Genomic DNA, 24211 nt, shown 5'->3' with positions numbered 1-24211 from the left:
ACGCCGGGGGAGGGGAATGGCTTTGGAGCGGACGCCTGAGCGGGCTTACGCCATGGAGCGAAAGATTGCGGACGATTTAGGGCGCAGCTATGGCCTGTACCCGACCACCGTAGCGCCCGTTCAGGGCGGTTGGCTTAACAGGAAGTGGAAAATCGAATGCGAAGGCGGACAGATGTTCGTGAAGCAATACAGCTACGAACGCTTCAGCGCGGGAAAACTGGCGCTGATCGAGGAAGCGCTGGAGCGCCAGATGCGCCTGGAGGAAAGAGGCGTTCCTTGCCCGCACATCCTGCCGTATGAAGGGCGCGCCATTCGGTTTCTGGACGGCGGAACCGCCTATATGGTGATGCGCTATTGCCCCGGGAGAATCGTGAATTGTGATACGGTTACGGAGGCGCAGATGTGCAGTCTGGGAAGCGTCTGCGGCCAGATCCATCGGGAGTTTATGAGGCTGCCGCGCCGGGGCGTCAGGGGATATCCCCTGTATAGCGGGGGGCTCACCGCGTCCCTGAGGGAGCATCTGCGGACATGCGAAAAGACGCTTACGGCGGATGTGCCGCAAGCGTATCGGTCGGCAGTGCGGGGGCAGGAGGCGATTCTGCGGTCGCTGACGGACGGTTGCTTTGATGGTTGTCCCTTGGGGATCGCCCACGAGGACTTTACCCCGGACAACATGCTGTTCCTGGATGACGAGGTTTCCGCTGTTCTCGACTTTGACCGCAACCAATACAGCTTCCTCTGGCACGACGTCGCACGTGCGCTGCTCTCCCTCGCGCTGAAGGATGGCCGCATGGTGCGTGGGCGGGTCCGGGCGTTTGCGGACGGGTATGCTTCGTTTAGACCGCTTGAAACAGGGGATATCGCCCGCGCGCTTCGGATCGCCGGATGCATCGAATTTCCCTGGTGGATTCGGCGGGACGTTTTTGAAAGCGAAAGCCCGAAGCTTCAGCGCTTTTTGAAAGAAATGCGCTTTTTGACGGAGCATTGGTTTGAATTGGACGACCTGATCGGCTAAGGCCGGGCCGCCTGTGAAAAAGGCGGCCCGGCCTCAGATGCAATCGTACCGCCCGACCGCGCCTGCTGCGCCGCACGCGGGGTACGGCTTTGCGGGGGGGGAGCATTTCGCGCGCCGTTCGTGAAAAATAGGCTTTCGTTTTATGCGAGGCCATCGGCTTGTCGGTGGCCTTAGGTTTATGGGTTCGGGTTTGCGGGCGAGCGTTCCAGGGCCATCAGCGCCGCGCCGATGAGCGCCGCGTCGCTGCCGAGCACGGAAAGCTCGATGCGAGGCACCGGCTCGCCTCTGGACATCATGCCGGGCAACTGCATATGCCGCCGGACGGAGCCCAACAGGTACGGGCCCGCATGGCTGAGCGCGCCGCCGAGGACCGTCATTTGCGGATGAAAGAGCGCGATGAGGCTGGAAAGACCGACGCAGAGCTCGTCGAGATAGCGATGAAACGCGGCGGCCATCAGCGGCTCGCCTGCCTGCGCCCTGGCGATGACCTGCCCTGCTTCCAATCCCCCGGCCAACCGCTCCAGCGCCGTTTGGGAGGCGTAGCGCTCAAAGCATCCGTTTCGCCCGCAGGGGCAGGGCTCGCCGCCCGCATGCGTCGTCATGTGGCCGATCTCGAGCCCCATGTTGTCCGCGCCTCGATACGGCCTTCCGCGCACGAGAAGCGCGCTGCCGACGGAGCTTCCCACCGAAAGGTAGAGCACGTCGCGTATGGAGCGGCAGACGCCGAGACGCCATTCCGCGTGCAGCGCACACTCCGCGTCGTTGAAAAGCAACGGTGCGCGCCCAAAGCGCGCTTCGAGAAGCCGCCCTATCGGCGCGCGCGCCCAACCGAGGCTGGGTGCGCTGACCTCGCCCCGGCGGTCGTCGACGCGCCCGGTCATGGCAATGCCCACGCCCGCTGCCTCCGGACAGTGATCGCGCACCAGGCGCGCGCAAAGGCTTGCCGCCTCATCCGGGCTGCCCGGCGAGAAGGATACGGCGGCGCGGTTCATCAGTGCGCCGCCCGCGCTCACGATGCCCAGCTTCACGCAGGTTTCGCTTATCTGAAGGCCTGCATACAGGCTCATGATATCATCTCCCGTCGCAGAGGACGAAATGCCCATCGCGGGCGCGTCCGGGCGGGACGTCATGTCAAGCCCCGCGCGGTTTTGTCGTAGAGAGGTTCGACGCACCTCGCGGCGGCTCCTTCCGGCGCAGAGGCTGTTTTTGCGCCACGGTAGAACTTTGCGGCCGGATTCGCTATAATAAGGGCCATAAACCGACACAGGAGGATGGATCATGGGAGAGCTCTTGTCGCTTTTTCGTACTTTTTTCTCGATTGGTGCTCTGACGTTCGGCGGGGGCTATGCGATGCTGCCGATGCTTCAGCGCGAAGTTGTGGAGAAACACGGCTGGGCAACGGAAGAGGAATTGCTCAACTATTTTGCAATCGGTCAGTGTACGCCGGGCATCATCGCGGTTAACACCGCGACGTTCGTGGGGTACAGGCGCCGCGGCGTGCCGGGCGGCATCGCTGCGACGGCGGGCGTGGTCGCGCCCTCGCTCGTCATCATTACGCTGATCGCCCTGCTGCTTGAAAATTTCATGGACATCGCCTGGGTGCAGCATGCCTTTGCGGGCGTGCGCGTAGCCGTATCGGCGCTGATCGTGGCGAGCGTCGTCAAGATGGGCAAGAATAGCGTGCGCAATGCGCCGCAGGCCGCGCTCGCGCTCGCCGCGTTTGTGCTGGTAGCGGTGCTGGGCACGTCGCCGGTATGGGTTGTCCTCGGCTGTGTACTGCTGAGCCTGATTCTTGGACGGTCGGGGGTGAGCCTATGACGCTTTTAACGCTTTGCCTGGAGTTTTTCAAGACAGGCCTCTTCGCGGTAGGCGGAGGACTCGCGACGCTGCCCTTCCTGACGCAGATCCAGGCGCGATACCAGTGGTTTACCGAGGAAATGCTCGCGAATATGATCGCGATCTCCGAATCGACGCCCGGGCCGATCGGCGTCAACATGGCGACCTACGTGGGCGTCACCACCTGTGGCCTTCTGGGCGGCGTGCTGGCGACGGCCTTTTTGGTGCTGCCCTCTTTGGCGGTCATCATGATCATTTCGCGATTTTTGAAGGCGTATCAGGAAAACCGAATCGTTCAGAACGCCTTCGCCTGTATGCGCCCGGCGGTCACGGGCCTAATAGCGGCCGCGGGCTTTCTGGTGCTCAAAATCACCCTGCTGACGGGAGCGGCGCTTTCGGATGGACTGGTCGCCTGCCTGGACCTGCCCGCCATCGCACTTTTCGCGCTGCTGCTCTTGGGGATGAACGTTAAAAAGCTTAAAAGCCTGCATCCGATCGTGTACATCGCCGTGGGCGCGGCGGTGGGCATCGTCCTGAAAATGTAAGAAGGGGGAGGCTTGCTTCGACCGCCTGCGACATCTTTGGGGAGAAGGAAATCCCCGTGGCTTTGAGAAACCGGGGATACAGCGCCGTGTACGCGGCGACGGTGAAGTTTTCAAAGGAGCCGCGGGATTAAAGCGCGCAAGGCCTATGGAAGGTAAACCGATGGAAAAGGGGCCGTTGCACAAAAAGACCGTAACAAGAAAATGGACTGCATCCCGATAAACGGACAATGAAATAAGAGACCTCCTGTTGTAGAATGTAAGAAGCAAACTACGACAGGAGGTTTATTGTATGAGGCAAAAATACACGAAGGTACAAGGCCTTATTGAAACAATACGCGAGCGGAAAATCACGGGCGAAACGAATCGTGAAATCGGAGCCAGCCTTGGGCTAACGAAGAAACAGGTTGAGCAACTAGTCAATCGAGAAAACCGTAGAGAACGATTAATCGCAAAGGGCGATGTACCTCGCCCTAAAGGCCGTCCGCGTAAAATGCCGGAGAACGAGGAAATCCAGCAGAATAATGAATTGGTAAAACTGCGTATGCAGGTGGAACTGCTGCGAAATTTTCTGTTAGAAGTTGGAAGGAGGTGAAATTGAAATATCGAGTTATAGAACGTTTTCGCAACATTTATCCTATCGTCACAATGTGTGAAGTATTTGAAGTTTCCCGAAGTGGGTATTATGCTTGGCGTAAAAAGCAAGAAAAAACGCCGAAAGATCAGTGGTTGGTCGATCTGATTGTGGAATGTCAACAGCAGTGCAACCAGACCTACGGCATCCGCCGTGTTCGTCTCTGGATCCAGCGGAAGAAAAGAAAAAATGTAAATCTTAAAGCACTTCTGCGCGTCATGCGCAAGACCAATCTGCTTGCACAGATTCGGCGGCAAAGAAGATATACTCAACATCAGCAAAACGTGTACAAATACCCAAACCTATTGCAGCGTGCCTTTGAACAGCAACGGCCCAATCGTTTCTGGTCAACAGATATCACCTATATCCCCACACCACAGGGAATGCTGTATATGTGTGCGGTGATTGACCTTTGTGGTCGAATGGTGTTGGCCTATCGCATTGGTGGCGACATGGCCGCATCGCTGGTTACTCAGACGATCCGAGACGCTATGATAACAGAGAAGGTCACTGATGGACTCGCGCTCCACAGTGACCAAGGGTCTCAATACACCTCCGAAGCATACTTCGACCTAAGCAAAGAATATCACTTTCAACCCTCTATGTCCAGTCCCGGTTGTCCATACGACAATGCTGCTATGGAGAATTTCTTCGGAACGCTTAAATCGGAATGCCTTTATCGTGCCCATTATTCTACTCGCGCAGAGGTAGAGGAGTTGGTTGCACAATATGTCCACTTCTACAACTTCGAACGCATTAACCTGAAATACGGCCTTACTCCCTATGAAATCAGGTGCAACGCCGCGTAAGGTTGCGTAATTCTACAATATCCTTTTATTTTCCTGTCCGTTCAACTGGATACAGTCCAATCGAGAGCAAAGCGAATCGATATACGTTCGTGTGGCGAAAAAGAGTAGAACGGGAACTGAAGAAAATCAAAGAGAAGCTGAAAAAATACCGAACGGAAGAACATGGATACACGACGATGAAAAAGGCACAGGCATATTTGGATGAATTGAATCGGGAGATTGCCCAAGCGAATATCGAGGTGAAGAAAGGCCGCGGACATCATAAACCCACGATTGTACGTTTACGGGACGAGGTTCAAGAGCTTGTTCGGCGTTGGATGGATTATGAAGAAAAGCTCAAGACCTTGGGAGACGGGCGAAACAGCTTTTCAAAAACAGATCCGGATGCAACGTTCATGCACATGAAGGAAGATCATATGCGCAACGGGCAGTTGAAGCCGGGATACAACGTACAGTTTGCAGTCAACAGCGAATACATCACAGGAATCGGAGTTTTTTCGGCCAGAACGGATTATTCAACGCTTTCCATCCTGTTGAAAACCATGGAAGAATGGCAGAAGGATATCTACAAAAGAGTCTGTCTGGATTCGGGTTATGAAAGCTTGCTCAACTACCGGCATCTGGCAGGGAACAAGCAGCTGGCGTACATCAAGCCCAATAACTACGAAGCCATAAAAGAGAAAAAGTTCAAGGCGCAGATCGGACGCAGAGAGAACATGGCATATTACGAACCGGGGGACTATTTCCTGTGCAAAGCCGGAAGGATGCTGGTGCGGATTTCGACAACAACCGAAAAGGAAAAAGACGGTTCCCGGAAAGAATTGGCGCATTATCGCTGTGAGGATTGCTGTGCGTGTCCACATCGTGCGGCATGCTGTAAAGCCAAGGATCCCGAAAAGCAAAAAGAACTGGTTGTCTGCTGGGAAATGGAACATCTGCGCAAAGCTTCACTGGAACGAATCACATCTGAGGAAGGAAAACTGCTTCGAGTGAACCGCTCCATTCAGGCAGAAGGCAGCTTTGGTCAACTCAAGCATAACCGCAATTTCAAGCGCTTTTTGACCGGTGGTCATATCAAGGTGATGACGGAGTTATGCCTTCTTGCCCTCTCACAGAACATCCGTAAGCACATTTCCAAATGCAACGCCCAAAGGCAGAAAACGCATCTTCTGCGTCCCAAAGCGCTGCTGAAATTCTGATTTCCCAGAAAAACTGTTTTTACTCATAAAAAACAGACGCCCTAAAAACACGATTGTGTTGGACGTCTGTTTGCTGTTCGATTATTTGCTGAAATTGGCTGCGTTGTGGCCATAAAAGAGTACAACAAAGGCGGTGCTGCAGATTTTTTTAATCTGCAACACCGCCTTATTATACCGTCACGTCATTTTTTATTGCCAATCTGCCGCAGCAGCCCCTCGCAGCCCTCCGCAATGTCGCGGTAACAGGTTTCAAAGTCGTCCGTATACCAGGGATCGGCGACGTCGCCGGGGCGCGTCGTAAAGTCCATCAGACGATGGATTTTCCCGTCGCGATCGTCGCCGGTGATGCGAAGGAGGTTTCGCAGATTTTGCCCATCCATCACGATCAGCAGGTCATAAGCGCCGTAGTCGGCAGGACGAACCTGCACCGCGCGCTTGCCTGCGCAGGAAATGCCGTGGCGGGCGAGCTCTCGCCGCGCAGGCGGATAGACGGGATTTCCGATCTCCTCGCGGCTGGTTGCTGCGGAGGCGATGGTGAAACAATCCTCGAGACCGCACGCGGCGACCTTATCTTTCAGGATAAATTCCGCCATCGGCGAGCGGCAGATATTGCCGTGGCAGACGAACAGGATGCGGGTCATTCAAAACAGCCCTTTTCTTCCGGTGATTTTTTCGGGTGGATAGGCGTTCAGCGGATCAGCGCGATGGCCACGTCGTTCACGTTGGTGCCCGTAGGCCCCGTCACGAGCAGCGCGTCCGTCGCATCGAGCAGAGAGTAGGTATCGTTTTCGTCGAGATACGCCTCGATGGAAAGCCCCTTTTCCCGACAGCGCGCGGCCCAATCGCCCGTGACGATGCCGCCCGCGGCGTCCGTCGGTCCGTCGGTGCCGTCGGAGCCCAAGGAACCCACGCATACGCCCGAAAGCCCGTCGATGCAAAGGCCTGCGGCGGCCGCGAGCTCCTGATTGCGCCCGCCGAGGCCGTCGCCGCGCAGGTGCACGACGGTTTCGCCGCCTAATATCAGTGCGCAGGGGGGCTGAAAACAGGAATTCCCCTCGCGTATCTCGCGCGCCATAGAGGCGATCAGGCTGCCGGCTTCGCGCGCTTCGCAGGCCATGGTCGTGGTGAGCACGTGGGGAACATAGCCCAGACGGAGGCAGGATTCGGATGCCGCCTCGCAGAGCCTGCGCACGCTGCCGGTGATTACGCTGGTGACGTTGGCAAGCTGTTTGGGCGTTTCGCCCTCGAGCGCGCGCCGCATACCGTCGCTCAGCGGAATTTGATACCGATTTACGATCGCCATGGCTTCTTCACTGGTGGTGGTATCCGGGTAAGCGGGGCCGGAGGCGATGGCGCTCAGCGAATCGCCCAGCACGTCGCTGAGCACGATGCTCATCACGCGCGCAGGGGCGCACCGCTGCGCGAAGCGGCCGCCTTTTACGCCGGACAGATGCTTGCGCACGGTGTTGATCTGTCCGATATCCGCCCCGCAGGCGAGCAGCCTGCGCGTTATATCCGCGAGGTCGCCGAGGGTCACCCCCTCAAGCGGAGATTCAAAGAGCGCCGATCCGCCGCCCGAGACGAGCAGCAGCACGACGTCCTGCGTGCCCGCCGCGTCGGCGAGTTCGAGCGCGCGCTGCCCGCCGCGCACGCTGTTTTCGTCGGGAACCGGGTGACCGGCCTCGATGATTTCGAGCGGGCCGATAGGGCCCATGCTGTGGCCGTACTTCGTGACGACGAGGCCGCGCGCTACACGCTCGCCCAGCATTTCATAGGCGGCTGCGGCCATGCGCCACGCCGCCTTGCCGATGGCGACCAGCGTCACAGCACCGCTCACCGGATGCGCGCAAAGCGCATCGCGCACAGCCGCTTCGGGCAGCACGGCGTCGATGCTTTCCCGGAAGATTGTCCGCATTTCCCCTACCATTTGTGTGCACATGTGATCCCCTCATTTCAAGAAAATAAAGCTGCCCCCACTATACCGGTCACGGCGTGGGTTGTCAATCCCCAGCAAAGCGTGCACAGGGAAAAAAGCTTTCCTTGAGGGAACGCCATCCGTCAAGAGTTCCGCGCTACTTTCAGAAAATATTCAAATCTATGGCTCTTGAATCAGGATGTTGCTGAGATGAATCAAAAGGCCGCCGCACGTTTTTCGTGCGGCGGCCCAATGCGTCGTTTTTCTTACAGGTTTTCCACGGTGAGGTCGACGAAGCTTTCAAACGTCTGCCCGGCGGGCAGAATCAGGATGGAGGATTCGTCGATCAGGCCCTTGCCGTACAGATTGATGAAGTCCGTGGCGCAGGTCTGATGCTCCAGACAGAAGCCGGGCCGGTCGTGCGGGGTAAAGACGACGAGGTTGCGGAAGGCGTCCCCACCGCGAAGCGTGACGCGCTGCGGATGCACGCCCTCGTATACGACCTGCGCGCACAGGTCTTGCGTCATGCCCCGGAAGACGTTGTCCAGATAGAGGCTTTCGACGCTGTGCAGTCCGTCCGAAATGTCCTTGTCCGAACCGGACACGTCGGTGAGGACGCCGCTGGGCAGCAGGTTTTCGTCCGTCTCGTACACGCGGTGTACGGGCGCTGTGAGAAAGGCTTTGCGTGCGTCCCCGCGCTTGGAGAAGTAAGGATGGATGGCGAAACCAAAGGGCATCTCCTCGCCGCCCAGATTTTCTACCCGCACGGAAAGGTGCAGCCCGTCTGCCCGCAGCGTGTAGGTGACTGTCAGGCGGCAGGGGAAGGGGTAGCCCTCAAACAGCGGACTGCCCTCGTAGATGGAAATCGTTCCGACAGCCACTGCACAGTCTTCCCTCGCTTCGCAGCGCACGTCCCAGGGCTCTGTCATCACCAGGCCATGGCGCTGCACCTCCACGCCGCGCTTAACCTGATGGATTTCCCGATCCTTCCAGGTGTAGCGCGCGTCGCGGATGCGGTTGGGGGTCGGGAACAGCAGCGGGATGCCGTACTTGCTGCCGTATTCGCGGATGTCGGTGGGCTCCATGAGCATTTCGCCGCCGTCGTAAGTCCAGTAATAGAGGTTGAAGCCCGCCTCGGGCAGCAGCTTGACGACGTGCCCGGCGCCTTCGAGCGTCCAGATGGGCAGGTGGTGGGTGAGCTCGTGCCCCTGAGATACCGTAAACATGGCGATCACTCCTTTTTGTTGTCTTCCGTTTTGGGGGCGGCGTTCAGCAGCGCTTCCGCCTTTTGCAGCGCGCGCGGCACCATGGTATCCGCGAGATAGGATGCGAACAGGGCGAGGGCTTCCCCCCGCGCGTCAGGGAAATCGAAAAAGGCCTCGATGTACTCCGTCATATAAAAGAAATGCTGCGAACAGGCATAAAAAGCGTACCGTTCCGGGCGAAGCGTATAAGGAAAGCTGTTTTCCTCGAGCACGCGGTCGATCAGTTCGATCTGTTCATCCGACCACATGTAAAACCACAGGTCGCGCTCCGGCGGGGCGAGCATCAGGCTGTCCCAGTCGATGATCGTCATCTTTCCCTCGCGTACGATGACGTTGCCGCCCACGTCGCCGCTGGTGATGCAAAAGGCGTCCTTATTTCCCCGGCAGAGGGCGGCGGCGCGGCGAAGAAAGGCGGCGGTGTGCGCGAGATCGTCCCGACGGCGGATAAGCAGGTCCAGCATCTTCGCGGACTCGGGAATTTCGCTGTGGGCGAGCCGCTCGGCCTCGCGCCGGAAGTCGCGAAGCGTGCCGCAGGAAAAGCTTTCCGTGCGGATAGGCGAGAGCTCGCCTGCGTCCACTTGGTATTGCCTCGCGAGCAGGGCAAAGAGTGGCTCCAGCGGGTAGTCCTCGGTGTGCACGCCCTCGACAAACGCGAAGACCGCGAGCACGCCATCCTCAAAGAGGTTAAACGCGTGCCCCTGCGCGTCCCAAACGGGTTCGCTGATGTGCGTAATCCCCCGCGCACGCAGGTATTCGATCACGCGGAAGCTCTCCATGTAGTCGCTCATGTGCAGACGATAGCAGACGACCTTGACGAAATAAGACCGCCCCTGGCTTTCGGCGCGCCAGGTTTCGCCGTAGAAACCGCGGTCACAGGGCGTCACGCGGCAGGCGGGCAGCGCGTAACGCTCCGCGAGAAAGGCTTCAAGCCGGGAGACGTACGCGGGATCGCGCTTCTTTTTGCTGAACATGTGTCGTCCTTTCAGGTGTACGGATTCATACGCCCGTGCCGTCGAAGGCGGGGATGAACGCCCTGTCTGCGGCGGCGATTTCCTGAGCGTACCCTTCCGTAAGGCCGATGGCCCGCATGTGCGCCAGAACGCTGGCGTATTCGCGCTTCTTCAGCCTGCGGTTCATGCCGGGATACTTTTCCGCCTCGCCGCAGGGCGTGTACTGGCCCATCAGGCTGACCGGCGTACCCTTGGGCAGATTTTCCTCGATCCAGTTGAGCACGCGCATGGAGTGCCCGGCGAGCCCGGGCAGCACGAGATGGCGCACGAGCGTTCCGCGCGTCATCAGACCGGAATCGTCGTAAATGGGCAGGCCTGTCTGGCGGCACATCTCCACGAGGGCCGCCTGGCACACCGAGGGATAGTCCGCGGCGTCCGAATAGACGCGGGCGGCGTCCGCGTCGATGTACTTGAAGTCGGGCAGATAGACGTCTACGATCCCCTCGAGCGAGCGGAGGGTCTGGACGGACTCATACCCGCCGCAGTTGTACACGATGGGCAGATGCGGCCTGTAAAGGGAAAGGGCTTTTAAAATGGCGGGGACGAAGTGCGTCGGGTTGACGAGGTTGATGTTGTGCGCGCCCAGCGCCTCCAGTTCACGAAAGATGCCCGCCAGGCGCTCGGGTGAAACGTCAACCCCTTCGCCGCCGTGGCTGATGGAGAAGTTCTGGCAAAAGACGCAGCCGAGATTGCACCCGGAAAAGAAGACGGCGCCGCTGCCGCGCGTGCCGCTGATGCAGGGCTCCTCCCAGACGTGCAGCGCCGCGCGGGCGATGCGGGGGGTGAGCGCCATGCGGCAGCGGCCCGCGCCGGAAGTATCCGTGCGCTCCGCATGGCAGCGGCGTGGGCAGATGTCACAGATCATAGGTCGATGAACTCCTCAAAGCGGGGCAGGATGCCGATGCCGTCCGGGAAGTGCGCGGCAAACTGCGGAATGGCGTGGCTGGGGAAGGAATTGCCTTCGATGAACACGGGGCCTGTCGGGGTGATCGCTACGTCCCACGCGACGAAGCGCACCTGCGGCACGACGCGCGAGGCGTCCAGGCACATCTTGACCGCCTCCTTCCAATAAGGAATGGCGGTTCCCGGGATGCGCTTGCCGGTCATGGGGTGAAATTCGTAGGCTTCCCCCGACTTGTTTGCGCCCACGGCCCGGATGACGCCGGTGTTCAGGTCGATGGGAGCGGCCATGCCGCCGCAGTCGACGTTGTCCATGACCTTGCCGTTGCCGATGCGGATGTAGGCGTAGACGACGCCCTGTTTTTTATCGCCCAGGAGCGTCGCGATGCGCAGGGTGTTGACGGAGGTGGGGCACAGCGCGGCGAGGTCGGGATGCTGCACGACGCATTCCTCCACGATGCCGATGCCCGCGTCCTTGAGGCTTAGGTACAGCGCGTCGGGACGCTGCATCTGCTCGGGCGTGACCTTGAGGATGCCCTGACCGCTGGAACCGTCCAGCGGCTTGCAGATGAGCGGGCCCTTGCCCTTGACGAACTCTCGGAACTGTTCGGGCGTCGCATCCCGAAAATTGAGCCAGGCACGCTTCACCTGATCCGCGAAGAGCGTGTTGAACTCGTTCTTGTTGTCGAAGTAGTGCCAGAACTCCTTGTCGTTCATGCGCGCGACGATGCTGTTGGAGATGCCGCGCGTGATCTGCGTCCTGCGCTGTGCGGGCGTCAGACGGTACATTTCCGCGATTTTATAGTCGATGTAGCCCGCGTTGTAGCGGACGGCGCATTGCATCATGTCCGCGAGGAGCCACCAGGTCGGCTTGCCGGTCTTCTCGTGCAGCATCCGCGCGGTCTTCATCATTGCGCCGTAATCCATACGCGCCGCGCGCTTTACCATATAGCTGATTTTGCTCATGGCTTTCGCCCCTTCAATCCTTTTTCCGCATTTTCACCTTTATTGTATCCATTTGCAAAGAACCTGTCAAACAAAACGGCGATTGGAAGAAAAAAGAAGAAAGAGGCGGTGATCAGCAAAACGAAAAAACGGGGCCGCGGCTGCGGCCCCCAGACCCTCAACAAAGTATCGTCTTGTAAAAGGGGATGCATGAAGGGGGAAGCTTCCCCTTCATATGAAATCGTATCGACCGGCTTTGCCGGTCAGGACCTCTGAAATAGGACGATTGTCCGTCAAATCAGCCCTTTAAAACGCCCGCGCCGACGTATTTGCTGCTGCAATAGCCCCAGATGCCCTTATACTTTACGGGGAGCCAGTTGCTGCTGACCGGGATGTATTGCAGGCGGTCCAGATGCGGAATGGACGCCACCACGTCGTATTCAGTGCCCGGCCCCTCGCGCAGGTTGAGGTGTCCGCTTACCGTATTTGCATAGCCATCGACCAGCAGGCGATCGTCAAACGCGTCGGGCGACACCCTGCTGAGAAATTTTTTCATGATAAAGCCCGAGCATGGGGCGTGGATGCGGTCCCATTCCGGATTGAAGGGTTCGACGGATACGGGCGTTCCACGCTCTAAGCGATGCAGGATGACGGCATCTGTGTTCGGCTCTTTGCGGACGTTGACCGTTTGGTTGACGGGCGTGTTGACGTACTTGGTAATCATGCTTGTGTACCTTCTTTTCTTTGTCGTTTGTGCAAAAGGGACCGGAGTACGCAAGGCCCTCTGCGGCGACGCGATAGGCGGCACGGCGCGATGGTGCGTCTGACAGAAGCATATTTGCGGCTCTTGCGTCTCTTATGTTGTTGAGTATAAAGAAATTTTCAATATTTGTCAACGACTAAGTGCAAAATATATATAAAATGTTTAAAAACGCCATGCATACTGCCTGCTTTAACGCAGCAAAGGGGGGATGGCCTACGTATCCAGAACAAAAGATTTGGCGTCCGCGAAGGAAAGGTTCTTGCCTTTTCGCATTTATCCTTTTATAATAGGTAAGAATTGCGTCGTACGCAGGCGGGAAGGACATAATGAAGAATGTTTTCAGAGGATGTCGGCGGGCTGATTTGCCGTACCCTGAACCAGGTGGATCCGCGCCTGGTCGATCATGGGGAGCGGGTTGCGCGAACCGTTTCGCGAATGCTGACGGTGCAGGGACGATACGGTAAAAAAGAGCGGCAGGAAATCTGCCTTCTCGCACTGCTCCACGATATAGGGGCCTACAAGACAGAAGAAATCGATCAGATGGTTCGCTTTGAATCTCAGGATGTTTGGGAGCATTCGATTTACGGATGCCTCTTTTTAGAGCAGCTCTCTCCGCTGAAGCGATGGGCGAAGGCTGTGCTTTTTCATCACGCGAACGTGCGTCTTCTAGGCGGCCTGGAGCCGGAATGCCGTGAAATCGCCCAGATGCTGAACATCGCGGACCGGGCGGATATTTTCATGGTCGATGAGGGCGCCGGCCGGGCGTCGGTGCGTGCGCTGCTTGAGGGGCCATACGCCCAGCGCTTTGATCCGTCCGTCGTTTCGCTTTTCCTTCGCGCGCTGGAGGCGGAGGACCTGCCGGAAGAGACTGCATTTGCCCTCGATTTGAGCGATGCGCAGCGCGAGGCTTACCTCAGGATGATCATTTATGCCATCGATTTTCGCAGTCCGCATACGGTGACGCATACGATTACCACCACGCGGATCAGCGTGGAAATCGCCCGCTATTTGGGGTTGGCGGACGAATGGCTGCACCGCATCTGGTACGGCGCGCTGCTGCACGACCTGGGCAAGGTCGGCATTCCGGTGGAGATCCTCGAGTTTCCCGGAAAGCTCAGCGCGCAGGCGATGAGCATTATGCGTACCCATGTGGATATCACCGAGCAAATTCTCGGCGGTGTGCTCGACCCGGTGACGGCCAATATCGCGCTGCGCCATCACGAAAAGCTGGACGGAACCGGATATCCACGCGGACTGCGCGGCGATGCGCTCAATACGGCGGAGCGCATCGTGGCGGTAGCGGACATGGCCAGCGCGCTGCTGGGCACCCGAAGCTATAAGGAGGCTTTCTCAAGGGAGCGGACGCTGAGCATTCTGCGGGAAGAGGCGGAGGCAGGCAGGATCGACGCCCTGTGTGTGCGCGTCTTTACGGAGCATTTTGATCAGATTTATCAGGAGGTACAAGCCCACTGCAATCCCGTAATTGAAATTTACCACGGCATCCATCGTGAATACGACGTGCTGGTGGCGCGCAAAAACCAGTCCCTTCGGACGACCTGACCCGCCGTTCTGCGCTGTTATATCGTCGCCTCATGCGGACGCGTGGGATTTCCGAAGGATGCGGGGGACATGACCTCCCAAGGGTTAAACGCCGTTTGCGTTGCGGCCCGCGCCCCAGTCCGTTGTTTTTCAGGGGCATCGGCGACCGCCGAACCCACGGTGCGTAGGGGATTCATGGGAAAACGAGCCTGGCCCATGGCAAAGCTTGCATACGCGTATAAAAATGTGTATAATAAGATGCTAGGCTATCATTATTCTGCCGCATCTGCGGTTTTCATGGGAGAGACGGCATGTCCACGATGGAAAAAATGCTCATTACGGGCGGGCAGCGGCTGGAGGGCGTCGTCAGCGTCAGCGGCGGAAAGAACACCGCGGTGGCGATTATTCCCGCTGCGCTTTTGTCTGACGAGCCCTGCGTGATCGAGAATCTGCCGGACATCAACGACGTGCACGTGCTCATCCAGATGCTCACGGAGTTGGGCGCAACGGTCGAATTCGAGGACGGCGTCATGCGCGTGGATCCGCGCGGCGTAAGCTGCTGGCAGGTGCCGCAGCGCCTGTCGCACCGAATGCGCGCCTCTTCCTATCTGCTCGGCGCGCTGCTCGGGCGCTTCGGGCGGGCGGAGGTTCCCCTGCCCGGCGGGTGCGACATCGGCCCGCGGCCAGTGGATCAGCACATCAAGGCGATGCGCGCGTTGGGCGCGCAGGTGGAGGAGCGCTTCGGCGTCATTCACGCCAGAGCACCGGAGGGAATGGTCGGCGGCGACGTCTTTCTGGACATCGTCACCGTCGGCGGCACGATCAACGCCATGCTTGCTGCCTGCCGCGCGCGGGGCAACACGGTCATCTATAACGCGGCGAAGGAGCCGCACGTCGTGGACCTCGCCAACTTCCTCAACAGCATGGGCGCGCGCATCAAGGGCGCGGGCACTGACATCATCCGCGTGCGCGGGCAGGAACGGCTGCACGGCTCGACCTATGCGGTGATTCCCGACCAGATCGAGACGGGAACGCTCATGATCGCGGCGGCGGCCAGCCATGGGGATGTGACGATCACCGGGTGTATCCCGACCCACATGGAGGCGCTCTCCGCCAAGCTGCTGGAGATGGGCGCAAAGGTGGACGAGAAGGACGACGCGATCCGCGTTCGCTCCATCGGGGCGCATCGCGCGGTGAACATCAAGACGCAGGTATATCCGGGCTTCCCGACCGATTTGCAGCAGCCCATGACCGCGCTGCTGACCACCGCCAAGGGCACCAGCCTGGTGACGGAAAACATCTACGAGCAGCGCTATAAGCACCTGGCGGAGATGCAGCGTATGGGGTCGCACGTGCGCGTCATGGACCGTGTGGCGATCATCGAGGGCGTTCCGGGCCTGTCGGCGGCGCCGGTCTACGCCAGCGACCTTCGCGCGGGCGCGGCGCTCGTCATCGCCGGGCTCATGGCCGAGGGCGTGACCGAGATCGGAAATACCCACTTTATCGACCGTGGCTACGAGCACCTGGAGACAAAGCTCTCCTTCCTCGGCGCGAAAATTACCCGCGCGCAGATGGAGATTTAAAGAACATACCGCCGCGTGGCGCACGGCCTACTGCCGGCTCCATGCGGCTTTTGATGATGACGGGGCGGACGCCTGACGGCAGATGAGAAACAGATGAGAATTGCATGAGGATTTGCAAGGCGCGCAGGAACGCGGGTTTCAGACGGTGAATACTGGGCGTCAAGACCGTCAAAATGATTGATAAGGGGGATTCGGCCATGATACGACCGATCATCTATACCCTCGTAGGGATTCCGCTGCTCGTTTACGCCTGCTACTTTGTAGCGCTGGGCATGTTCTCCTTCAAGAAGAAGGGGCGCATCCCCTATGCGCCCGCGCAAAAGCGCCTGGCTGTGGTGCTGCCCGCGCGCAACGAGGAAGCGGTCATCGGCCAGCTCGTGGAGACGCTGCGCGCGCAGAACTACCCGAGCGAGTTGTTCGATGTGTTTGTCGCGCCGAACCACTGCACCGACCGTACGGCCGAGATCGCGGCGTCGCGCGGCGCGAAGGTGCTTTCGATCAGCGACGCGGTGAAGAACAAGGGAGACGTGCTGCGCGAGGTCTTCTCGCAGCTGACGCAGGACGATTCTTACGACGCGTTCGTCGTGTTCGATTCGGACAACCTCGCGTGCCCTGATTTTCTGCAGCGCATGAACGACGCGATGTGCGCGGGATACGAGGTCGTGCAGGGCAACCGGGACAGCAAGAACCCGGGCGACACCTGGATCAGCGGCGACACTTCCATCTATTACTGGCTGCTCAATACGTTCGTGCACAAGGCGCGCATGAACATCGACTCCTCCGCAGTGCTCAACGGCACGGGTCTGCTCATCAGCCGCAGGGCGCTTCAAATCGTCGGTTATGACGTGAAGTCGCTGACGGAGGACATCGAGTTCTCCACGATGTGCGCGATCAAGGGCGTTCGCATCGCCTACGCGGAGGAAGCTGTCTTTTACGACGAGCAGCCTCTGGGGCTGTGGGATTCGCTCAAGCAGCGCAAAAGATGGTCCGTGGGCTGCTACGAATGCCTTCGATTTTATTGGAAAGGCCTCGTCTCCGGCATCGTGAGACGCCGAAGCCTCGCCTGCTCCGACATGCTGATGATGATCAGCGCTCCCTTTATGCAGGTGCTGCTCATGGTGGTTTCCGTTCTCATGGGCATCGACATCGCGGTGGGTCTGTACCCGGGCGTGGTTTCCGGCGTGTTCCTGGTCGCCTTCAGCCTCATTTCCGGGCTGCTGTCTTATCTCTTGCAGGTGTGCATGGCAATCTGGGGGATTGCGCTCAGCAAGAAGAACGTGCGCATGTACCTGCTCGCGGCGGTCACGTTTCCGATCTTCATCATGACCTGGATTCCCGTCAATCTCGTTACGCTGCTGCATCCGAAGGCTAAGTGGGATCCGATCAAGCACAGCCGCGTGGTCAACGTGCAGAGCGTTGTGGGAGGCGCGAAGGATGAACTCTAAGCTTATTCGCCGCATTCTGATCTGGTGCATCGTCGCCGTACTCGTCCTGGCCGCCGGAGTAGCCATTTACCGCTCCGGCGTCTGGGAGCGCTTTGGCTCCGTAGAAGAGCTGCGCGAGTGGATCGCGGGCTTTGGCGCAGCGGCGGGCGTGGTATACTTCGTCCTGCAGCTGATGACGGTCATCATCGCGCCGATTCCGAGCAACGTGTCCACCGCCGCGGGGGCGCTGGCCCTGGGCTTCTGGCCCGGTTTCCTGCTGGGGGCTTCCGCGGTCGTCGTGGGCTCGCTGATCGTCTTCACCCTGGCCAAGCGCCTGGGCGAACCGTTCGTGCGAAGGTTTGTCAATCAGAAGACGCTTCAAAAGTACATGCCCGTCATTGAAAAGAAGCGCGACGCGTTCATGTTCCTGGCCCTGCTGCTGCCTTTCTTTCCGGACGACCTGCTGTGCATTCTGGCGGGCCTTTCCGGCATGGGCACGATGCGATTTTTCGTCATCGCGCTCGTCACGCGGCCCTGGGGCCTGGTGGTGGCGTCCGCCGTGGGCAGCGGGGCGATCTCCATGCCTCTGTGGGGTTGGGCGCTGATCGTGCTGGGCGCGGTCGCGCTGATGATCTTCGGTTTGAAATACGGGGACGTATTAGAAGAGCGGCTCATGCATAAACTGATGAGGGAGAAAAAGTAAATTGCTCCAAGCGGCTGGGGGCGCAGGCTTGCATGAAAAGGGGATTCATGGTATAATCGTAAAACACCCATTTCATGATGACTGCCGCAGCCGCTTTCCCGCTCCGCGGGAAGGCTCAATGTAGGAGGCAATATGCAAAACCCCTTTATCACGCTGGGCGTGCCGGAAACGGCGACCGAGCAGCAGGTACACCTCGCGTACCGCCGCCTGGTCAAGGAATGCCATCCCGACATTCAGCCCGGTGAGGCCGAGAAGGAGAGCGCGCAGGCGCGTCTGATCGCTCTGAATCTCGCCTATGAAGAGGCGCTTCGCCGCACGAGCGTGAAGGCGAGCGCCGCGCATGCGCCGTCCCCGCGGATTTATTCGCTCGTCGATACGAACCGGCTGGCCGCGCGCCTGCTGAGGCAGAAGATGTTCGATTCCGCGCTTCGCGTGCTCGAACGCTGCGGCGAAGCGGACGAGACGTGGCATTTTCTGCGTGGCCAGGCGTTGGTCGGGCTTGGCAGGCCGCAGGAGGCACATGATTCCTTCCGTCGGGCGGTTCGCCTGTGCCCGGACAACAACGAATACCGCCGCGCCGCGCTTTCCGCGTTTACGGCGGCCAAAAAGCAGCAGCGCCCTTTGGGGCGCGTCGGCGCATGGGCCAAGAACGTGCTGCACAAATAAGAGGCTGAGGGCCTCTTTTTTTATGCTTCGGCTGCACGGGGTGCCCCGCCGTTTGTCCGGGGAAAAACTTCGGTGGGTTGCGAAGAAAATCGCATCGCAAAAGAGGGTATAAGCCTTTCAATTTCCGCGAAGAAGTACGGAATAACAATAAATACGCCTTTTTTTGCGGTGGAATGCAGGAAAGAGCTCGCCTTCTGCGTCTAAATGGCGAGGGGGAATGGGAAATGCACCCAAAAGAGGAAAAAGACGCCTTCTTAGAGGCGCTGTATACCCGCTTTTACGGTACGCTGCGCTGTCTGTGCATGCGCTACGTCGGATACGATCCCCGCTATCTGGATGCCGTGGAGGACTGTGTGCAGGAAGCCTTTCTGACGGCCTATCAGCATTATGAGGAACTGACTCAACATCCAAACGTGGGCGGATGGCTGACGCGCACCTGTATGTTTCGCATGGGGACGATCATCCGGGGTAGGAAGCGCGACGCGCTGCGCACGCGGAATCTGGACGAACTCACGTGCGCGGACCCGCGGGACGGCGTGGCCGAGTGGGTGGATCAGGCAGGCGCGGCGGTCGAAGCCGAGTCGCTGCTTGCCGCGCTTTCAGAGGCGGATCGCCGACTGGCGCAAGAGAGATACGTACAGGGACGTTCCATGGCGGAAATCGCCCGCTCGCGCGGAATCAGCGAATCCGGCGTGAAGGTTGCCCTTTTTCGTGTGCGCCGCCGTGCGCGGTTGTTTGCAAAAAAGCATCCGGAAATCTTTACGATGAGTGTAACCTTTTTAGCGCTTTTACTCTTATAAAATAGATGGCCCCCGGCGGCCTGCCGGGGGACTGGGCGAAAGGAGGTGAGTCCCGTGCAGGAAGATTCCAAGGACGTGGAGGAAAAGCTGCTGCGTGCGCTGCTGCTGCCAGCTGACCCGTCGGAGATCCCGACAGAGGCGGAATTGGAAGAAGCGCTCGATTTTGAACTGCAAAAGGGCGAGAAGGAAATGGACGTGGCGCTCATCGACTTTTGCGCGCGGCGGCTTTGCGAGATGCATGGCCTGAAGACGACGGACGAGCCCCCGCCGCGCAGGCGGTTGAATCGGAAGGAGCCCGCCGCCAAACGGCGGGGGACGGTGCTCCGCTGGGGGCGGCGCCTGGCGCTGGTCGCTGCGGTAATGGCCGTGCTGGTGGTGGCAGCGGAACAGATCGCCCGCAAGAGCGCGCTGAAAAGCTACAGCTCTGAGGATGGGGAGCAGCATATCGTAAACTATTACGGCCATACCCAGGGCCTTGTAAGCGGGGCCGACGCGGAACCGGCTATCCGGGAAGAGGGCGGCGAGCGTCAGAAACTGGACGTGCAAAGCATTGAGGAAGCGGAGGCATTTCTCGGCTATCCGATTCCATGGCCCAGATACCTGCCGGACGGTCTCACGGACGCCCTGTTCAGGGTCTATGCCTATTGGATTCTGGATGATGTGTCGGCGATCTATACGGACGGCGGCGACCGGCAAATCAACATCAGCATGGAGCGAAGGTATGCAGAGGGCATCTCTAGCACAGCCTATGAAGAAAACGGACCCGGACGCACGGTCAGGCTCAGGAGCGGCGCAGAGGCCTACCTCTCCATGAATGTCGACCGGTATTGGGGGCTCATCACGGACGGCAAGACGAGCTATTATGTCGCCGTGAAGGGGTATGACGAGGAAACGCTCATTCAAATCCTCAATTCGATCGAGTAGCCCCGCCGGCGAGGGAACACCGACAGGCATATAATCCCTTTGTTAAACCAAAAAGCAGAATGCAAAAACCGAACGGTTTTTGCATTCTGCTTTTTGTGAAAGGGGGCTGCGCAGGCGCAGGGCCGCTCACACATTGAAGCGGAACAGCGTGATGTCGCCATCCTGCATGACGTAATCCTTGCCCTCGGAGCGCACAAGGCCTTTTTCCTTACAGGCGTTCATGCTGCCCAGCTCCATCAGCGTGTCGTAGGGCACGATCTCCGCTCGGATGAAGCCGCGCTCGAAGTCGGTGTGAATCTTGCCCGCGGCCTGGGGCGCCTTGGTGCCGCGCCGGATCGTCCACGCGCGGCATTCGTCCGCGCCCGCGGTGAGGAAGGAAATGAGCCCCAGCAGGTCGTAGCACTCCGCGACGAGGCGATCCAAACCCGACTTGCCGATGCCCAGCTCTTCTAAAAAGGCCTGTTTTTCCTCCTCGTCCATCTGCGCGATCTCTTCCTCGATCTGCGCCGAGATGACGAGCACCTTTGCGCCCTCTTCCTTTGCGATGCGCTTCACCTCCGGGATGCCGGGCAGGCTGTCCTCGTCCTGACCGAGCTCGCCCTCCGCGATGTTGGCCGCGTAGATGACGGGTTTGGTGGTGAGCAGGAACCAGTCGCGCGCGATCTCCCGCTGCGCCTCGGTCATTTCGCAGGTGCGCGCGGGCTTCAAGTCGTCCAGATGGCTCAGCAGCTTTTGCCCCAGCTCCGCCTCCTCGGCGTAGCGCTTTTCGCCGGACTTGACCATCTTCTGCGCGCGCTCGAAGCGCTTCTGCACCGTCTCGCGGTCGGCGGCGATCAGCTCCAGGTTGATCGTCTCGATGTCGCGGGCGGGGTTTACGCTGCCGTCGACGTGGATGATGTTCTCGTCCTCGAAGCAGCGCACCACGTGCACGATGGCGTCGCACTCACGGATGTGCGAAAGAAATTTATTGCCCAAGCCTTCGCCGCGGCTCGCACCCTTGACAAGCCCTGCGATGTCCACGAATTCGATGACGGCCGGCGTCACCTTTTTGGGGCTGTACAGGGCGGCCAGGTGGCTCAGCCGGTCGTCCGGCACAGCGACGATGCCCGTGTTCGGCTCGATCGTGCAGAAGGGGTAGTTGGCGGCCTCTGCGCCCGCCTTGGTGATCGCATTGAAAAGCGTGCTCTTGCCCACGTTGGGCAGACCCACGACGCCGAGTTTCATGTTCCATTCCTCCAAACGTTATCGCGGCGCAGCGCGCGCCGCCTCAGGCCATCGGCAACGTCGATGGCCTCGTGCAAAATGAAGGCCCATTTTGCGCGAAGGTTACGGGAGATGTTTTCTTCCGAAAAATCCTGCGGATTTTCCCACAGAAAACGTCCCGCCCGGCCGGCGAAGCCGGTCGATACGATTGCAGATGAAGGGGAAGCCTCCCCCTCAGGCATACTCTCTTGCGGGACGATACTATCTGACCGCCTGAACCTCATCCATTATAAAGGTTCAGGCGGTGATTTGCAAGAAGGAACGAAGCGCTCGATCCCGCAGCTTTTGAAGCCTACCGTACGCGCGCAGCCTGGTTACCGGCTCTGCCGCAGGCGCGCGAAGAGCGCGGGCAGCTTTGCGCGCGAAAAACGGATGGCGCGGGCGGCAAAGAGGCAAAGCGGGGCGCATCCCGTTTGAAGCAGGGCGCACAGCAGCCGGGCGGTTCGCCCCGCCGGCGCGGCATGCGAAAGCACGCGCCCGCACAGCGGACTGGCGAACGTCTCCCGATAAAACGCCCTTCTCGCCGCGGCGTTCATCCCTGCGCGCGGATCGTAGGAGCGTTCCAGCGCGGAGAAGAAGTAACGGCTGTAGACGCCGCCCAGCACGCCCAACACGCGCGCGTCCGTCATGCCCCAGCCGTCGTACAGGGCCAGTATCCGGGCTACGCGCTCGCTGTTTTGCAGGAAAAAGTCGGGCACAAACCGGCTGGTGATGCTTCCGCCCGTCTGACGGTGGCAGTAGTGCAGCGCGGGATAGGCGAGGGTGTTCATCGTCTCCCAGGATGCGCACTGGTCGAGGTTGAAGAAGATGTCCTCCGTCACCAGGCGGGGTTCAAAGTGCGCGCCGCTTTCCCTCACCGTGCGCAGGCGGTAGAGCTTGTTGGGCGTGTAGCCCAGCAGCGTGATCGCTTCCAGCTCGATGAGCTGGCGGCGGACGGCTTCCCTGTCTTCATAACGGCCGTCCCCGGGGCAGTAAGGCGTCTGCTGATAGAGGCGTCCGGCCGCGTCGTAGTAGTCGTCCGACACGCCCCAGACGGTGACGTCCGCCTCCGGCAGGGCGCATACGCGGTCGAGCAGGTCGCGTTCCATGTCGTCGTCCGCGTCCATGAACATCAGGTATTCGCCGCGTGCCCGCGCCATCCCCGCGTTGCGCGCGGCGGATGCGCCGCCGTTTTTTGCGAGGTGCAGCGCGCGCACGCGACCGTCGCTTGCCGCGAGCGCGTCGATCAGGGCGGCGCTGCCGTCGGTGCAGCCGTCGTCGACGAGCAGGAGCTCCAGATCGCGGAACGTCTGGCCCAGCACGCTGTCCGCCGCGGCGCGTAGCGTCTTTTCCGCGTTGTAGACCGGCATGACGACGCTGATCTTTGGCGTCTTTTCCATGGTGTCACCTGCCTGCCTTGAGCTTGGCGAACGTCTTGACGCTGCGCCGCTTGACGAAGCCGATAAAGCGCCCTTCCAGCAGGCAAAGCCCGGCGAGGCGGGTCCGAACGGGCAGCAGCATCAGCTTCATGTAAAAACTGCGAGGCCGGGCGACGGATAGCGCGGCCCCAACGCGCGGATTGGCGAGGATACGCGCGATCTCTTCGCGCCGCCCACGGCCTGAGAGCGTGCAGGCAGGCGAGGCGACGTTTTCAATGCAGCCGACGACGCGCTCGATGTAGCGGCGCTGAACCATTTCCTGGCTGCCGGGGTCGTGTACGTCCCAGTGATCGTACAATTCCAGCATCCAGCCGTGCTCCTCCTCGCGTTTTTCGTACATGTCGGCGCGGTAGCGCGCCGTCTCGCTTTCCTGACGGGCGCGCAGGAAGTGGTAATAGGCCGTGTCCAGCACGCCGACGCGCTCCACATCGCGGACGACGGCGAGCACGAAGGGAAAGTCGTCCCAGAATGTCTCGGGGAACAGGATGCCATTTTTGCGCAGATAGTCCGCACGGAACAGCTTATTCCACGGCGGATAGAGCAGGTTCGCGTCAAACAGGCGAAAGGCGTTTTCGCGGAACGCCCGCTGGCTTTTAAATACCTCGCCGGGCTGGCGGTGAACCTCGCGTACAAAGCGATCCTCGTCGTAGTACGTATCGATGAAGAAGGCCGCGACGGCGAGCTGCAGGTCGTGCTGCTCCGCGAATTCGACCATGTCCGCGAGCATCGTAGGCTCCGCCCAGTCGTCCGCGTCCATAAAGTAGAGATATTTGCCCGCAGCCCTTGCGATGGCGCGGTTCCGGGCCGCGGGCGCGCCGGCGTTTGGCTGATGGAAGACCGTAACGCGCGCGTCCTCCTGCGCAAGCCGGTCGAGGATCGCCCCGCTCTGATCGGGCGAACCGTCGTCCACTGCGAGCAGCTCGAAGTCCGTTAAGGTCTGGGAGAGCATGCTCCGCACCGCGCGCTCGACGAACCGCTCCACCTTGTACACCGGCATGATGACACTGACGGTCGGCATCTGTTTATCCCCTTTCGGGTTTCATGATACGTCTATTATA

Annotated in this window: 25 protein-coding genes; 13 read left to right on the top strand and 12 right to left on the bottom strand. The window is 59.7% G+C overall.

All coding sequences use genetic code 11. The features are described 5' to 3' along the window. Window positions 1–22 precede the first annotated feature (22 nt). Window positions 23–1015, top strand: coding sequence for a phosphotransferase enzyme family protein (locus C1725_RS18015; RefSeq protein ID WP_346026820.1), 993 nt, complete (start codon window positions 23–25; stop codon window positions 1013–1015). Window positions 1016–1191: 176 nt separating this feature from the next. Here C1725_RS18015 and C1725_RS18010 read toward each other — a convergent pair whose 3' ends face one another. Further along, window positions 1192–2082, bottom strand: coding sequence for an ROK family protein (locus C1725_RS18010; RefSeq protein WP_346026819.1), 891 nt, complete (start codon window positions 2080–2082; stop codon window positions 1192–1194). Between the two features lie 211 nt (window positions 2083–2293). Between C1725_RS18010 and C1725_RS18005 the strand changes: the two genes are divergently transcribed. From C1725_RS18005 to C1725_RS17985, 5 genes are all read left to right on the top strand, one after another. Then, window positions 2294–2833: a chromate transporter gene (locus C1725_RS18005; RefSeq protein ID WP_102413066.1), complete on the top strand. Its 540-nt coding sequence runs from the start codon at window positions 2294–2296 to the stop codon at window positions 2831–2833. Then, on the top strand, window positions 2830–3396 hold the full coding sequence (locus tag C1725_RS18000) for a chromate transporter (protein ID WP_102413065.1): 567 nt from the start codon (window positions 2830–2832) through the stop codon (window positions 3394–3396). Before C1725_RS18005 ends, C1725_RS18000 begins: the two co-directional genes overlap by 4 nt. 289 nt (window positions 3397–3685) lie before the next feature. Beyond that, the gene (locus C1725_RS17995) at window positions 3686–3988 is read left to right on the top strand and encodes a hypothetical protein (RefSeq protein ID WP_102410455.1); all 303 of its coding nucleotides are present in this window, start codon (window positions 3686–3688) and stop codon (window positions 3986–3988) included. 2 nt (window positions 3989–3990) lie between these two features. Then, window positions 3991–4836 carry an IS3 family transposase gene (locus tag C1725_RS17990; protein ID WP_102411414.1) on the top strand — a complete coding sequence of 282 codons (846 nt, stop codon included), beginning with the start codon at window positions 3991–3993 and terminating at the stop codon, window positions 4834–4836. Between the two features lie 176 nt (window positions 4837–5012). Continuing rightward, entirely contained in the window at window positions 5013–6035 is a 1023-nt protein-coding gene (locus C1725_RS17985; RefSeq protein ID WP_102413064.1) for a transposase, read from the top strand. A 182-nt stretch (window positions 6036–6217) separates the two neighbouring features. On the opposite strand, the gene C1725_RS17980 is transcribed toward C1725_RS17985, so the two are convergent. From C1725_RS17980 to C1725_RS17945, 7 genes are all read right to left on the bottom strand, one after another. Then, window positions 6218–6676 carry an arsenate reductase/protein-tyrosine-phosphatase family protein gene (locus C1725_RS17980; protein WP_102413063.1) on the bottom strand — a complete coding sequence of 153 codons (459 nt, stop codon included), beginning with the start codon at window positions 6674–6676 and terminating at the stop codon, window positions 6218–6220. 47 nt (window positions 6677–6723) lie between these two features. Then, window positions 6724–7974: a DUF4147 domain-containing protein gene (locus C1725_RS17975; RefSeq protein WP_102413062.1), complete on the bottom strand. Its 1251-nt coding sequence runs from the start codon at window positions 7972–7974 to the stop codon at window positions 6724–6726. Window positions 7975–8216: 242 nt separating this feature from the next. After that, the gene (locus tag C1725_RS17970) at window positions 8217–9176 is read right to left on the bottom strand and encodes an aldose epimerase family protein (protein WP_102413061.1); all 960 of its coding nucleotides are present in this window, start codon (window positions 9174–9176) and stop codon (window positions 8217–8219) included. A gap of 5 nt (window positions 9177–9181) precedes the next feature. Next, a complete protein-coding gene (locus C1725_RS17965; protein ID WP_102413060.1) occupies window positions 9182–10186 on the bottom strand; it encodes a phosphotransferase in 1005 nt (334 codons plus the stop codon). Between the two features lie 25 nt (window positions 10187–10211). Beyond that, window positions 10212–11090 (bottom strand): radical SAM protein, encoded by an 879-nt coding sequence (locus tag C1725_RS17960; protein ID WP_102413059.1) that lies wholly within the window; start codon window positions 11088–11090, stop codon window positions 10212–10214. Continuing rightward, the gene (locus C1725_RS17955; RefSeq protein WP_102413058.1) at window positions 11087–12091 is read right to left on the bottom strand and encodes a sugar-transfer associated ATP-grasp domain-containing protein; all 1005 of its coding nucleotides are present in this window, start codon (window positions 12089–12091) and stop codon (window positions 11087–11089) included. Before C1725_RS17955 ends, C1725_RS17960 begins: the two co-directional genes overlap by 4 nt. Window positions 12092–12368: 277 nt before the next feature. Further along, window positions 12369–12794: an SH3 domain-containing protein gene (locus C1725_RS17945; protein WP_102413056.1), complete on the bottom strand. Its 426-nt coding sequence runs from the start codon at window positions 12792–12794 to the stop codon at window positions 12369–12371. A 372-nt stretch (window positions 12795–13166) separates the two neighbouring features. On the opposite strand from C1725_RS17945, the gene C1725_RS17940 reads away from it, so the two are divergent. Both C1725_RS17940 and murA read left to right on the top strand, forming a co-directional pair. After that, on the top strand, window positions 13167–14393 hold the full coding sequence (locus C1725_RS17940; RefSeq protein ID WP_102413055.1) for an HD domain-containing phosphohydrolase: 1227 nt from the start codon (window positions 13167–13169) through the stop codon (window positions 14391–14393). Between the two features lie 299 nt (window positions 14394–14692). Further along, window positions 14693–15955: a UDP-N-acetylglucosamine 1-carboxyvinyltransferase gene (gene murA, locus C1725_RS17935; RefSeq protein ID WP_102413388.1), complete on the top strand. Its 1263-nt coding sequence runs from the start codon at window positions 14693–14695 to the stop codon at window positions 15953–15955. Here the strand turns inward: murA and C1725_RS19545 are convergent. Next, window positions 15930–16169, bottom strand: coding sequence for a hypothetical protein (locus C1725_RS19545; protein ID WP_346026818.1), 240 nt, complete (start codon window positions 16167–16169; stop codon window positions 15930–15932). The genes murA and C1725_RS19545 overlap by 26 nt on opposite strands. Here C1725_RS19545 and C1725_RS17930 point away from each other — a divergent pair. From C1725_RS17930 to C1725_RS17910, 5 genes are all read left to right on the top strand, one after another. After that, on the top strand, window positions 16153–17400 hold the full coding sequence (locus C1725_RS17930; protein WP_346026817.1) for a glycosyltransferase family 2 protein: 1248 nt from the start codon (window positions 16153–16155) through the stop codon (window positions 17398–17400). The genes C1725_RS19545 and C1725_RS17930 overlap by 17 nt on opposite strands. Next, window positions 17390–18082 (top strand): VTT domain-containing protein, encoded by a 693-nt coding sequence (locus tag C1725_RS17925; RefSeq protein WP_102413053.1) that lies wholly within the window; start codon window positions 17390–17392, stop codon window positions 18080–18082. The genes C1725_RS17930 and C1725_RS17925 overlap by 11 nt, the downstream gene beginning before the upstream one ends. A 132-nt stretch (window positions 18083–18214) precedes the next feature. Next, window positions 18215–18748: a DnaJ domain-containing protein gene (locus C1725_RS17920; RefSeq protein ID WP_102413052.1), complete on the top strand. Its 534-nt coding sequence runs from the start codon at window positions 18215–18217 to the stop codon at window positions 18746–18748. Window positions 18749–18972: 224 nt separating this feature from the next. Beyond that, window positions 18973–19548, top strand: a complete 576-nt coding sequence (locus tag C1725_RS17915; RefSeq protein ID WP_346026816.1) for an RNA polymerase sigma factor — start codon at window positions 18973–18975, stop codon at window positions 19546–19548. Between the two features lie 54 nt (window positions 19549–19602). After that, the gene (locus C1725_RS17910; RefSeq protein WP_102413050.1) at window positions 19603–20472 is read left to right on the top strand and encodes a hypothetical protein; all 870 of its coding nucleotides are present in this window, start codon (window positions 19603–19605) and stop codon (window positions 20470–20472) included. A gap of 126 nt (window positions 20473–20598) precedes the next feature. Here the strand turns inward: C1725_RS17910 and ychF are convergent, their stop codons facing one another. The 3 genes from ychF to C1725_RS17890 all read right to left on the bottom strand — a co-directional run bounded on the left by ychF (window position 20599) and on the right by C1725_RS17890 (window position 24171). Next, window positions 20599–21696, bottom strand: coding sequence for a redox-regulated ATPase YchF (gene ychF / locus C1725_RS17905; RefSeq protein ID WP_102413049.1), 1098 nt, complete (start codon window positions 21694–21696; stop codon window positions 20599–20601). 353 nt (window positions 21697–22049) lie between these two features. Next, entirely contained in the window at window positions 22050–23114 is a 1065-nt protein-coding gene (locus C1725_RS17895; protein ID WP_102413047.1) for a glycosyltransferase, read from the bottom strand. Window positions 23115–23118: 4 nt separating this feature from the next. Beyond that, a complete protein-coding gene (locus C1725_RS17890; RefSeq protein WP_102413046.1) occupies window positions 23119–24171 on the bottom strand; it encodes a glycosyltransferase in 1053 nt (350 codons plus the stop codon). Window positions 24172–24211: the final 40 nt, after the last annotated feature.

It is taken from the genome of Beduinella massiliensis (assembly GCF_900199405.1).
Taxonomy (GTDB): Bacteria; Bacillota; Clostridia; order Christensenellales; family Aristaeellaceae; genus Beduinella; species Beduinella massiliensis.
This window is presented reverse-complemented; position numbering and strand designations above follow the sequence as displayed.

Coding starts and splice junctions, on each gene's coding strand:
- C1725_RS18010 (WP_346026819.1), bottom strand. CDS start 2,082: ATGAGCCTGTATGCAGGCCTTCAGATAAGCGAAACCTGCGTGAAGCTG.
- C1725_RS18005 (WP_102413066.1), top strand. CDS start 2,294: ATGGGAGAGCTCTTGTCGCTTTTTCGTACTTTTTTCTCGATTGGTGCT.
- C1725_RS18000 (WP_102413065.1), top strand. CDS start 2,830: ATGACGCTTTTAACGCTTTGCCTGGAGTTTTTCAAGACAGGCCTCTTC.
- C1725_RS17995 (WP_102410455.1), top strand. CDS start 3,686: ATGAGGCAAAAATACACGAAGGTACAAGGCCTTATTGAAACAATACGC.
- C1725_RS17985 (WP_102413064.1), top strand. CDS start 5,013: ATGAAAAAGGCACAGGCATATTTGGATGAATTGAATCGGGAGATTGCC.
- C1725_RS17980 (WP_102413063.1), bottom strand. CDS start 6,676: ATGACCCGCATCCTGTTCGTCTGCCACGGCAATATCTGCCGCTCGCCG.
- C1725_RS17975 (WP_102413062.1), bottom strand. CDS start 7,974: ATGTGCACACAAATGGTAGGGGAAATGCGGACAATCTTCCGGGAAAGC.
- C1725_RS17970 (WP_102413061.1), bottom strand. CDS start 9,176: ATGTTTACGGTATCTCAGGGGCACGAGCTCACCCACCACCTGCCCATC.
- C1725_RS17965 (WP_102413060.1), bottom strand. CDS start 10,186: ATGTTCAGCAAAAAGAAGCGCGATCCCGCGTACGTCTCCCGGCTTGAA.
- C1725_RS17960 (WP_102413059.1), bottom strand. CDS start 11,090: ATGATCTGTGACATCTGCCCACGCCGCTGCCATGCGGAGCGCACGGAT.
- C1725_RS17955 (WP_102413058.1), bottom strand. CDS start 12,091: ATGAGCAAAATCAGCTATATGGTAAAGCGCGCGGCGCGTATGGATTAC.
- C1725_RS17945 (WP_102413056.1), bottom strand. CDS start 12,794: ATGATTACCAAGTACGTCAACACGCCCGTCAACCAAACGGTCAACGTC.
- C1725_RS17940 (WP_102413055.1), top strand. CDS start 13,167: ATGTTTTCAGAGGATGTCGGCGGGCTGATTTGCCGTACCCTGAACCAG.
- murA (WP_102413388.1), top strand. CDS start 14,693: ATGGAAAAAATGCTCATTACGGGCGGGCAGCGGCTGGAGGGCGTCGTC.
- C1725_RS17930 (WP_346026817.1), top strand. CDS start 16,153: ATGATACGACCGATCATCTATACCCTCGTAGGGATTCCGCTGCTCGTT.
- C1725_RS19545 (WP_346026818.1), bottom strand. CDS start 16,169: ATGATCGGTCGTATCATGGCCGAATCCCCCTTATCAATCATTTTGACG.
- C1725_RS17925 (WP_102413053.1), top strand. CDS start 17,390: ATGAACTCTAAGCTTATTCGCCGCATTCTGATCTGGTGCATCGTCGCC.
- C1725_RS17920 (WP_102413052.1), top strand. CDS start 18,215: ATGCAAAACCCCTTTATCACGCTGGGCGTGCCGGAAACGGCGACCGAG.
- C1725_RS17915 (WP_346026816.1), top strand. CDS start 18,973: ATGCACCCAAAAGAGGAAAAAGACGCCTTCTTAGAGGCGCTGTATACC.
- ychF (WP_102413049.1), bottom strand. CDS start 21,696: ATGAAACTCGGCGTCGTGGGTCTGCCCAACGTGGGCAAGAGCACGCTT.
- C1725_RS17895 (WP_102413047.1), bottom strand. CDS start 23,114: ATGGAAAAGACGCCAAAGATCAGCGTCGTCATGCCGGTCTACAACGCG.
- C1725_RS17890 (WP_102413046.1), bottom strand. CDS start 24,171: ATGCCGACCGTCAGTGTCATCATGCCGGTGTACAAGGTGGAGCGGTTC.